Origin of the sequence: Agrococcus jenensis, assembly GCF_003752465.1 — a bacterium.
GTDB classification, from domain to species: Bacteria; Actinomycetota; Actinomycetes; order Actinomycetales; family Microbacteriaceae; genus Agrococcus; species Agrococcus jenensis.
Genome location: NZ_RKHJ01000001.1, coordinates 1,431,731 through 1,440,875, shown reverse-complemented (window position 1 = coordinate 1,440,875; position 9,145 = coordinate 1,431,731). Strand labels below are relative to the sequence as shown.

Below are 9,145 nucleotides of genomic sequence, written 5' to 3'. Positions count from 1 at the left end.
GCCCGCCGCCACCGGCCGTTCGGCACACCGCATCGCCCATGGTCCGATCCTGCCGCATCGGGGTCGGCGGACGCTCAGCCCTTCGCGGCCTGCACCACGCCGACGAGCTGCGCCTGCAGCGGCCCGCCGTCGATGCCGCTCACCTCGGCGACGAACGCCGCCGGGTCGAGCTCGGCGAGCAGCCGCTGCAGCTCTGCGGCCTGCTCGTCGCTCTCGGCGTCGAAGCGCAGCGCGCTCGCGTACGCGGCGACGAGGGCGTCCGCCGACTCGCCGCGCTCGGCGAGCTCGGCGGCCGGCTGCACGAAGCGCTCGTGGCGCGACAGCTTGCGCAGCGGCTGGCGGCCGATCCGCTCACACGTGTCAGGCAGCGCGGGGTTCTCGAAGCGCGCGATCGCGCGAGCGACGTAGGCGGCGTGCTCGTCGGGGTCGAAGCCGAACTTCGCCACGAGCAGGCGCGACGTGTCGGCCAGCGAGGCCTCGACCGCCGCGCGGATCTCGGGCGACTGCAGCGCCTCGGCGATCGTCTCGATGCCGGCCGCGTAGCCGGCGTAGGCGGTCGTGGCGTGGCCCGTGTTCACCGTGAACAGCTTGCGCTCGATGAAGGGCGCGAGGTCGTCGACGAAGTGGGCGTCGGGGATCGTCGGGGCGGCCACCGCGGACGACGTGCCGGCGAACGGCCCTCGGTCGATCGACCACTCGAAGAAGTCCTCGACCACGACGTCGAGGCCGTGGGGGTCCTGCGGCGGGATGATGCGGTCGACGGCCGTGTTGGCGAAGACCGCTCGGTCGGCCAGCTCGGGGGCTCCGTCGAGCACGAGCTCGCGCAGGGTGTCGGAGGCGCCGATCGCGTTCTCGCACGCCATCACCGTCACCGGGTCCCCGTCGCGGAGCGCGAGCCCCGCACGGATCACCGGCGCGATGAAGCGCAGCACCGTCGGGCCGACGGCGCACGTGACGACGTCGGCCTCCGCGACCGCGCGGGCCGCCGCATCCGGGTCGGCCGACGAGTCGATGCCCGTGAACCCCGTGACCGTGTGGATCCGGGCGTCCGGCCCCACCTCGCGCACCTGGTACGCGTCTGCCTGCTGCAGCATGCCGATGAGCTCGGGGTTGACGTCGACGAAGGTCACGTCATATCCGGCGCGGTGCAGGATCAGCCCGACGAAGCCGCGGCCGATGTTGCCGGCGCCGAAGTGGACGGCCCGCATCACTCGTTGACGTCGCCGAGCAGCTCGAGGATCGCCGCCGCGTCGGGGGCGGCCTCGAGCTTGGCGACCTCGTCCTCGTCGGCGAAGACGATGGCGATCTTCGACAGGATCTCGAGGTGGCCGCCGTCCTTGCCGGCGATGCCGACCACGAACTTCACCGGGTTGCCGTCCCAGTCGAGCGGCTCGTCGTAGCGCGCGACCGAGAGCGCCGAGTCGAGGATCGCGCCCTTCGACTCGTTCGTGCCGTGCGGGATGGCGAGCAGGTTGCCCATGTAGGTCGACACGCTCGCCTCCCGCTCCCGCATGGCGTCGGCGTAGTCGGTCGTGACGGCGCCCGCGGCGACGAGCATGTCGGCGGCCTCCTGGATCGCCTCGTCCTTCGTGGCGGCCTTCGGGGTGGTCGTGATCTGCTCGATCGAGAGGACGGGCATGGGGCTCCTTCTGCTACTGCGCGTTGGACTCGTCGACGAGGCGGACGACCTCGTCGTACTTCGGGCTGTTCATGAAGTTCTCGACCGAGACGTGCATGGCGTCGGGCGTGCGCTGCCGCGCGCGGTCGGTGAGGTCGCGGTGCGTGACGATCAGGTCGGCCGTCGACGCGTCGAGGTTCGCGATCGCGATGTTCGTGACCTCGACCCCCTCGATGCCGGCCTTCTTGATCTTGTTGCGCAGCACGCTCGCGCCCATCGCGCTCGAGCCCATGCCGGCGTCGCACGCGAAGACGATCTTCCGGATCGGCTCCGCAGCGACGGAGGTGCCACCTGCTGCACCGGCCGGCGCCGTGGCGCCCGGCGCGCCCGATGCGGCGGTCAGGTTCGACAGGTGCGCCGACTCCTTGCCCTTGTTCGCCGTCGTCTGCGCGACGGCGGCACCGAGCGCGTCGTCGCCCGCAGCCTCGCGCTCGAGGTCGCGCTTGCGACCGGCGCGCAGGATGACCGCAGCGACGGCGAACGTCACCGCGGTGGCGATGACGACCGAGAGCAGCACGCCCACGAGGTTGCCGCCGCCGACGAGGCCGGCCTGCACGGCCACGGCGAAGATGCTGCCGGGGGCCGCGGGCCCGGCGAGGCCGGTGTTCAGCAGCATGTTCGTCGCGACGCCGGAGGCGCCGCCGAGCACGAGCGCGAGGATGAGCGTCGGCTTCATGAGGGCGTACGGGAAGTAGACCTCGTGGATGCCGCCGAGGAACTGGATGATCGCCGCGCCCGGAGCGGTGGCGCGCGCGGCGCCGACGCCGAAGACGGAGAACGCGAGCAGCAGGCCGAGGCCCGGTCCGGGGTTCGCCTCGAGGAGGAACAGGATCGAGCTGCCGTCGTTCGCGACCTCGGTGGTGCCGAGCGGGGTGAGCACGCCGTGGTTGATGGCGTTGTTGAGGAAGAAGACCTTCGCCGGCTCGATGAGGATCGACGCGAGCGGCAGCAGGCCGGTCTCGACGAGCCAGCCGACGGCGCCGCCGACGACCGACATGATCCAGTTGACGATCGGGGCGACGATGTAGAAGCCGACGAGCCCCATGAGGAACGCGACGATGCCCGCCGAGAACATGTTGACGAGCATCTCGAAGCCGGCCTTGACCTTGCCGTCCCAGAGCTTGTCGAGCTGCTTCATGACCCATGCGGACAGCGGGCCGAGGATCATCGCGCCGATGAACATGTGGACGTAGCCGAGGCCGCCCTCGCCCTCGGCGTTGATCCGGTCGATCAGCAGGTCGGAGCCGGCGATCGCACCCATGACCGCGAAGGCGCCGACGACGGCGCCGCGCGTCTCGTAGACCATCCGGCCGCCGGTGCCGGCGATGAGGATGGGCAGCAGGTAGTGGATCGTCGGGCCGACGATCGTGGCGAGCCCCTCGTTCGGGAACGGACCGACAGGGATGAAGAGCGCGGTGAGGATGCCCCACGCGATGAGCGCCGGGATGTTCGGCATGATCATGCCGGAGAGGAAGGTGCCGAACTTCTGGACGGCGACGCGAGCGCCGCCCGTCTGAGCCGGTGCTGCGGTGGTGGTCATGGTCGACTCCGTGCTGGTGCCAGTGCCTGGGTCAGGCGTCGTGATCGGTGGAGAGGAGCTGCTCGAGCTCGTCGAGCGTCGCCTCGTCGTCCGAGGCGATCGTCACCTCGTCGCCCTTGGAGACGCCGAGCGAGATGACCGACAGGATGCTGGCGGCGTTGACCTGCTTGTCGCCCTTCGTGACGGTCACGGGGCTGGACGCCTTCGCCGCAGCCTGCGCGAACAGGGATGCGGGGCGGGCGTGGAGCCCGTGCGCGGACTCGACGGTGACGGTGCGCTCGGCCATGGTGCTCCTTCGCGGTCGGGCCTGGGCGGCCCGAGATCGCTGTCACGCTACCACCGGTGCTCGGGCGCTGGGGGACGCGTGTGCGGCGCTCCGGCGCGACCTCCCTCGGCGCGTCAGCGCGGCTGCGCGCCGCGGGCCCGGAGCCATGCCGCGAGCGCCGCCGCGACGGTCCAGCCGAGCACGCTCGCGAGCAGCAGCGGGAGCTGCGCCGCCGACGGCCCGTCGAGCACGACCCCCTCGCCGACCGGCAGCTCGGCGAGCGATCGCAGCGCGAGACCGGGCAGCAGCCACCACCTCGCGTCGGCGACCGGGGCCATCGCGAGCAGCCCGGCGAGCGCGGGCTCGGCCACGAGCGGCAGGCCTGCCCCGATGCCGAGGGTCGCGAGCGGCGATCGCGTCGCGTGCGCGAGGCACACCATCCACGCCGACCAGACGGCGACCGCGCCGAGGTGCGCCCCGGCGGCCGCGGGCAGCGCCCGGAGCGCCGACGCGTCGACGAGCGCGGCGCCCACCGCGGCGGACGCGATCGCGACCGCGCCGAGCCCGACGCCGAGGCCAACGGCCGGCACCGCGCCCGCCGCGATCCTGCGCCCGGCGTGGGGCACCGCGAGCGCCGCGTGCATCCACGAGCCGTCGCGGTAGGGGCCTGCGACGGCGAGCGCGGCGAGCACGGCGACCGCGACGGCCGCCGCCGAGCCGCGCGAGACGACCACCGTGCTCGCCTCGATCGCGGTGGCATCGTCGAAGGGCAGCACGAGCGCGGCCATCGCGAGCCCGCCGACGGACGATCCGGCGGCAGCCAGGGCGACCGCCCACCCCAGTCGCCGTCCGCGCATGGCCACGAGCTCGGCCGCCGCGAGGCTCCGGAAGCGCGGCCGGGTCACGGGGCGGCCCCGACGGCTGCGGCGAAGGCGTCGCTCAGCGTGGTGCGCCGCGGCGCGAGCTCGGTCAGCAGCACCCCGAGGCGCGCGGCGACGCGTGCGATCGCCGCCGCATCGAGCTCGCGCACCGCGAGCGCGTCGCCGCTGCGGCGGTGCACGACGGCGCCCGCCGCCTGCAGCGCCCTCGCGAGCCGCGGCTGGTCGAGCGAGCGCACGAGCACGACCGGCGAGGCGTGCGCGCGCAGGAACGCCTCGGTCGGGCCCTCGAAGCGCACGGCACCCGCGTGGAGGCACACGAGCCGGTCGAGCAGCGGCTCCGCCTCATGGAGCGCGTGCGCCGACAGCAGCACCGCGCCCCCGGCATCGGCGTGCGCCCGCAGCCGCGCCGAGAGCCATCGGCGGCCGCCGGGATCGAGCCCGTCGAACGGCTCGTCGAGCACGAGCACGCGCGGCTCGGCCAGCAGCGCGCCCGCGATCGCGAGCCGGCGGCGCTGGCCGAGCGACAGCGCGCGGATGCGTCCGTCGACGCCCGAGAGCCCGACGTCGGCGAGCGCCCGACGCGCGGCGCCGCGGTCGAGGCCCGCGCGGAGGGCGAGCGCGTCGAGGTGCTGCGCGGCGGTCTGGCCCGGCGCGGCGCCGAGCACGTCCGGGCAGCAGCCGAGCATCTCGGCAGGCGCCTCGAGGTCGGCGTAGGCCTTCCCCGCCACCCTCGCGACGCCGCCGCCTGCCTCGAGCCCGACGATGCGGCGCAGCGTCGTGGTCTTGCCCGCTCCGTTGACCCCGACGAAGCCGGTCACGGCGCCCCAGGGCACGGTGAACGCGACGCCGTCGAGCACCGTCCGCCCGCCGAACGCCGCCGTGAGCCCCGCGACCTCGATGGCCGCCCTCACGGCGAGATCCGTGCCCGGGGCTGCGAGAGGTCGAGGGCGCGCCCGCCCCAGTCGCGACGGCCGTGGTCGACCACGACCACGAGCCGCTCCACCGCCCAGGCGTCGATGCGCTCGCGGAGCGCCTCCGCGGCGGCCTCGTCGACGCCGAGCAGCGGTTCGTCGAGCAGCAGCACCGGCGCGGCGCCCAGCGTCGTCAGCCGCATCCAGGCGCGACGCGCCTCGCCGGTCGAGAGGGCATCGACCCGATCGTCGAGCCGGTCGGCGAGGCCCTCGTCGGCGAGCGCGCCGAGCGCCTCGAGGGCGGGCACGGCGGCGGCTCTGGCGAAGAGCGTCGCGTGCCGCCGGAGCGCCACGTGGCCCAGCAGCGCGATCTCGGTGCGGCACACGCGCCGCAGGCCGCGCGCCGCGCGCGCGTCCGCGCGCACCCCGCAGATCCGCACCTCGCCGACGGCCGGGGCGATGCCGCCCGCGAGCAGCTCGATGAGCGTGCTCTTGCCGGCGCCGTTCGCGCCGCGCACCCGCACGAGGCCCGGTCCGCCGAGCGACAGGTCCGGCACGGGCACGGCACGCCTGCCCCGACGCACCGCGCCGACGCCGCGGACCTCGATCGCCATCACGCGAGCCTGCGCGAGAGCACGGCGGTGCCGAGCACCCCGACGGCGATCGGGGTCGCGGCGAGCCATGCGGCCGCTGCCCCCGAGAGCAGCGCGCACGTCGTCGGTGCCGCTACGAGCGCGAAGGCGACGCTGCGCGCGAGCACAGCCGTCGGGTCGGGCTCGAGCACGAGCACGACGAGGACGGCAGCCGCGATCGCCGTCGCGGCGAGGCCGGCGCGCAGGCCCGCGTCCGTGCCGGCGAGCGCCCCGGCCGCGCTCCCGACGACGAGCCCGACGGCCGCCGCCGACGATGCCGCCGCCGCAACGGCTCGGGCGACGGCCGCGGCCGCCGCAGCGCCGCAATCGACGAGCGTCGCCTGCAGGCGGATCCACGGTCGGGCGTCGACGACGAGGCCGTCGCCCGCGATCCAGGTGGCGGCTGCGACGGCTGCCGCCCCGGCGGCGACCTCCGTGGGCGCAGCCTCGAGCACGGAGGGCACGACCCGCCATGCCGCTGGCCGCACGACCAGCAGCGCGACCGCCAGCACCCCCACCGCCGCGAGCCGACGCACCGCGACCGCGCGCATCGTCGTGCCGGCAGCGCCGACCGCGAGCCGCGCACCGGCGCGCAGCGCCGGCGGCACCGCGGCGAGCGCTCCGACGACGACCGCGGCGACGACGGCGACCGCCGCTGCCGGTGCGCCGCGAACCCCGAGCACGATTGCCGCGGCCGCCCCGAGCACGGAGGTCGGCACGATCGCCGGGACGCACGCCGCGAGCGCGCCCATCCGCGCGAGCGGTGCGCCGCCGAGGTCGAGCGCGCGCAGCAGCGGCGCGCAGCGCCCGAGCGCCACCGCGATCGACGGCGGTCCGCCCAGCAGGACGCGCCCGACCGGCGCGACGAGCGCGACGAGGACGACCGTCGCGGCCACGGGCCCGCTCCCCCACGCCGCCCGCGCGAGCTCCGTCGCGACCGCGAGCGCCATCGCGACCGCCGCCGAGATCCCGAGGCCGGCGCCCGCGAGCGGCCACCGCAGGGAGCGCACCGCCTCGGGCGACAGCCGGAGGGGCAGCATCGCCGCCGCCAGCACGGCAGTCGTCAGAGCCAGGTCGGCGCGCAGCCCTCGACGTCCGAGCCCAGCGCGCGCTCCGCTCGTCATCCGCGGTCCCGGGGCTCGGCGCCCAGCAGGTGGTACGCACCGGTGGCCGCGCCCGCGACGACGACGGCCCACCCCACGGCGATCGCGAGCGCGGATGCGCCCAGCCCGATCGTGACGGCGGCGACGAGGCCGAGGCACAGCGAGGCGATGCCCGCGAGCGGGAAGCGCAGCCGGCCGTCGAGCAGTGCCGGCACGGTCGCGACGATCGCGAGCGCCGAGAGCGCGAGCGCGAGCGGCGACGCGAGGTGCTCGCGACCGGTGGGCAGCTCGGCGGCAGCGAGCAGCGCCACGAGCCCTGCCGAGGCGAGCAGCGACACCGCCGCGAGCGTCCGCACGCCGACCGCGCTGAGCGGCACCCGGACCGCGAGCAGCGGCAGGCGGAACGAGCGCGTCATCCGAGGCACAGCAGCACCGCCGTCGCACCGCTCGCCGCGAGCGACCTGGCGTAGGAGCCGAGCGACGAGCGCCCCTCGGGGAACGCCGCGGGCACGATCGCCGCGACCGCCGCAGCGCCGAGCCACACGGGCCACGAGCGCTCGACCGCGGCGACGCCCTCGACGAGCGCGGCGACCTGCAGCCCCAGGACGATCGCGGCGAAGGCGGCGCCCCCGACCCCGAGCCGCGGTCGGCCGCGGCGCGCACAGAGGGCACGCGGGCCGAGCGCACGCTCGAGCAGCGCGGCGAGCAGCGCGCCGAGCCCGAGCAGGAGCAGGTGGATCACGACCGCCGCGCCCGCACCGACGGCGGTCGCCGTGCCCGCGAGCTGCGGGTCGCCGAGCGCCTCGGCCTGCTCGGCCACCGCGGCCTCGGCGACGGCGAGGAACGCCGGCATCCGCAGGCACAGGAGGGCCGTGGCAGCGGCGATGACGACCGCCCACACCCCGGGTGAGGTGCTCGCCTCGCCGCGGGCTCGCACGCCGGTCATGCCGGATGCGTGGATCATGGTGCTCCTCTCGATCCCATCAGCGGGCGTGCCCCGCGATGACGACGGCCTCGATGCAGGCGCCGATCACGACGAGCGCCGCGGCGACGAGGGTCAGCGCGAGGCTCGTCGGCAGCGCGCGACCGTAGGCAGCGAGGAACCGCACCTCGCTGCGTCGCGCAGCGGTCACGATGACCGCATGGACGGTGGGCAGCACGCCCGCGCCGCCGGCCAGCACGACCGCGGCGAGCTCGAACGCGATGTACGGGCCGACGCGCGTGAGCGCCTCGGCGGGGCCGAGCGCCGCGAGCACCGCGGCGCCCGACAGGCCGAGACCCGTGCCGAGCACGACGCCCGCGACGACGGTGAGCGTGCCGAGCGTCGGCGCCCCGGCCGCGAGGAGCGCGATCGCACCCAGGTTCCGCACGGCGATCGCGGCGGCGTCCCGGTCGCCGGCGAGCACCGCGACGTCCAGGTCGCCGGCGGCCAGCGCCGCGGCGTTGCGCGCCGCGAGCGCGCCGGCGGGTGCGGCGGCCGCGGCGACGACCGCGCCGAGCGCGAGCGCGGCGACGACGACCGACACCCCCGCCGACCGGGGCGTCGCGAGGGTGCCGGCGGGCATCTCAGGCCATCGCCAGCCTGCGCAGCTTGCGCTTGAGGTACCAGACGATGGTCGAGATGACGGCGCCGGCGATGCCGCCGCCGAGGATGATCGACACGACCGCGAGCGCGGCCCCGCCGATCTCGACCGCGGTCACGATCTGCGTCGCCGCCGCCGCGGACAGCCCGAAGCTGCCGACGAGCCAGGCGAGCGACAGGCCCGCCATCGCCAGCCCGACCGCCCCGACGCCCGCCGACGCGGCCCACACCGCGGCCTTGGCCCTGCGCGTCTCCATGTGCATGTGCTTCCTCCTTCGTCGCACCCGCTTGCCGGGTGCCCGTGCCGGTCGGCACGAGTCGGTGGCGGTCGCGGCGCGCATCAGCCCGTGCTCCCGCGGAGCCCGATCGCGATCGCGGCGGTCAGCCGGGCGACCAGTCCCGCCGGCGGCTCCATCGCGCCGCTCTCGACGCCCACGACGGTCGCGAGCGGCGCGCCCGCGAGCAGCGCGAGCTCCGCCTGGCTGAGGTCCGCGCGCGTCCGCAGCGCCGCGAGCGTCGCTCCGATGTGCGATTCGACCGTCATGCGGCAAAC

Annotated in this window: 13 protein-coding genes; all 13 read right to left on the bottom strand. The window is 75.9% G+C overall.

The genetic code is table 11. From position 1 onward, the window contains the following. Nucleotides 1-74: 74 nt before the first annotated feature. Nucleotides 75-1,208, bottom strand: a complete 1,134-nt coding sequence (locus EDD26_RS07150; protein WP_123697076.1) for a mannitol-1-phosphate 5-dehydrogenase — start codon at nt 1,206-1,208, stop codon at nt 75-77. Next, complete coding sequence (locus EDD26_RS07145) at nt 1,208-1,639, bottom strand: PTS mannitol transporter subunit IIA (RefSeq protein WP_123697075.1); 432 nt, start codon at nt 1,637-1,639, stop codon at nt 1,208-1,210. The genes EDD26_RS07150 and EDD26_RS07145 overlap by 1 nt, the downstream gene beginning before the upstream one ends. A 13-nt stretch (nt 1,640-1,652) precedes the next feature. Then, nucleotides 1,653-3,218 carry a PTS mannitol transporter subunit IIBC gene (locus tag EDD26_RS07140; protein WP_123697074.1) on the bottom strand — a complete coding sequence of 522 codons (1,566 nt, stop codon included), beginning with the start codon at nt 3,216-3,218 and terminating at the stop codon, nt 1,653-1,655. A 31-nt stretch (nt 3,219-3,249) separates the two neighbouring features. Continuing rightward, nucleotides 3,250-3,504 (bottom strand): HPr family phosphocarrier protein, encoded by a 255-nt coding sequence (locus EDD26_RS07135; RefSeq protein ID WP_123697073.1) that lies wholly within the window; start codon nt 3,502-3,504, stop codon nt 3,250-3,252. 113 nt (nt 3,505-3,617) lie between these two features. Beyond that, the gene (locus EDD26_RS07130; RefSeq protein ID WP_123697072.1) at nt 3,618-4,388 is read right to left on the bottom strand and encodes a hypothetical protein; all 771 of its coding nucleotides are present in this window, start codon (nt 4,386-4,388) and stop codon (nt 3,618-3,620) included. Beyond that, nucleotides 4,385-5,275 (bottom strand): ABC transporter ATP-binding protein, encoded by an 891-nt coding sequence (locus tag EDD26_RS07125; protein ID WP_170165566.1) that lies wholly within the window; start codon nt 5,273-5,275, stop codon nt 4,385-4,387. The genes EDD26_RS07130 and EDD26_RS07125 overlap by 4 nt, the downstream gene beginning before the upstream one ends. Further along, nucleotides 5,272-5,889, bottom strand: coding sequence for an ABC transporter ATP-binding protein (locus EDD26_RS14665; RefSeq protein WP_170165565.1), 618 nt, complete (start codon nt 5,887-5,889; stop codon nt 5,272-5,274). The genes EDD26_RS07125 and EDD26_RS14665 overlap by 4 nt, the downstream gene beginning before the upstream one ends. Then, nucleotides 5,889-7,031, bottom strand: a complete 1,143-nt coding sequence (locus EDD26_RS14660) for a hypothetical protein (protein ID WP_170165564.1) — start codon at nt 7,029-7,031, stop codon at nt 5,889-5,891. Before EDD26_RS14660 ends, EDD26_RS14665 begins: the two co-directional genes overlap by 1 nt. Beyond that, on the bottom strand, nt 7,028-7,426 hold the full coding sequence (locus tag EDD26_RS07115; protein WP_123697070.1) for a hypothetical protein: 399 nt from the start codon (nt 7,424-7,426) through the stop codon (nt 7,028-7,030). Before EDD26_RS07115 ends, EDD26_RS14660 begins: the two co-directional genes overlap by 4 nt. Beyond that, nucleotides 7,423-7,974, bottom strand: coding sequence for a hypothetical protein (locus EDD26_RS07110; RefSeq protein WP_123697069.1), 552 nt, complete (start codon nt 7,972-7,974; stop codon nt 7,423-7,425). The genes EDD26_RS07115 and EDD26_RS07110 overlap by 4 nt, the downstream gene beginning before the upstream one ends. A 19-nt stretch (nt 7,975-7,993) precedes the next feature. Next, nucleotides 7,994-8,575 carry a stage II sporulation protein M gene (locus EDD26_RS07105; RefSeq protein WP_123697068.1) on the bottom strand — a complete coding sequence of 194 codons (582 nt, stop codon included), beginning with the start codon at nt 8,573-8,575 and terminating at the stop codon, nt 7,994-7,996. A gap of 1 nt (nt 8,576) precedes the next feature. Then, complete coding sequence (locus EDD26_RS07100; RefSeq protein WP_123697067.1) at nt 8,577-8,855, bottom strand: uberolysin/carnocyclin family circular bacteriocin; 279 nt, start codon at nt 8,853-8,855, stop codon at nt 8,577-8,579. 77 nt (nt 8,856-8,932) lie between these two features. After that, nucleotides 8,933-9,136, bottom strand: a complete 204-nt coding sequence (locus tag EDD26_RS14655; protein WP_170165563.1) for a helix-turn-helix domain-containing protein — start codon at nt 9,134-9,136, stop codon at nt 8,933-8,935. Between the last annotated feature and the right edge of the window lie 9 nt (nt 9,137-9,145).

Coding starts and splice junctions, on each gene's coding strand:
- EDD26_RS07150 (WP_123697076.1), bottom strand. CDS start 1,208: ATGCGGGCCGTCCACTTCGGCGCCGGCAACATCGGCCGCGGCTTCGTC.
- EDD26_RS07145 (WP_123697075.1), bottom strand. CDS start 1,639: ATGCCCGTCCTCTCGATCGAGCAGATCACGACCACCCCGAAGGCCGCC.
- EDD26_RS07140 (WP_123697074.1), bottom strand. CDS start 3,218: ATGACCACCACCGCAGCACCGGCTCAGACGGGCGGCGCTCGCGTCGCC.
- EDD26_RS07135 (WP_123697073.1), bottom strand. CDS start 3,504: ATGGCCGAGCGCACCGTCACCGTCGAGTCCGCGCACGGGCTCCACGCC.
- EDD26_RS14665 (WP_170165565.1), bottom strand. CDS start 5,889: ATGGCGATCGAGGTCCGCGGCGTCGGCGCGGTGCGTCGGGGCAGGCGT.
- EDD26_RS14660 (WP_170165564.1), bottom strand. CDS start 7,031: ATGACGAGCGGAGCGCGCGCTGGGCTCGGACGTCGAGGGCTGCGCGCC.
- EDD26_RS07115 (WP_123697070.1), bottom strand. CDS start 7,426: ATGACGCGCTCGTTCCGCCTGCCGCTGCTCGCGGTCCGGGTGCCGCTC.
- EDD26_RS07110 (WP_123697069.1), bottom strand. CDS start 7,974: ATGATCCACGCATCCGGCATGACCGGCGTGCGAGCCCGCGGCGAGGCG.
- EDD26_RS07105 (WP_123697068.1), bottom strand. CDS start 8,575: ATGCCCGCCGGCACCCTCGCGACGCCCCGGTCGGCGGGGGTGTCGGTC.
- EDD26_RS07100 (WP_123697067.1), bottom strand. CDS start 8,855: ATGCACATGGAGACGCGCAGGGCCAAGGCCGCGGTGTGGGCCGCGTCG.
- EDD26_RS14655 (WP_170165563.1), bottom strand. CDS start 9,136: ATGACGGTCGAATCGCACATCGGAGCGACGCTCGCGGCGCTGCGGACG.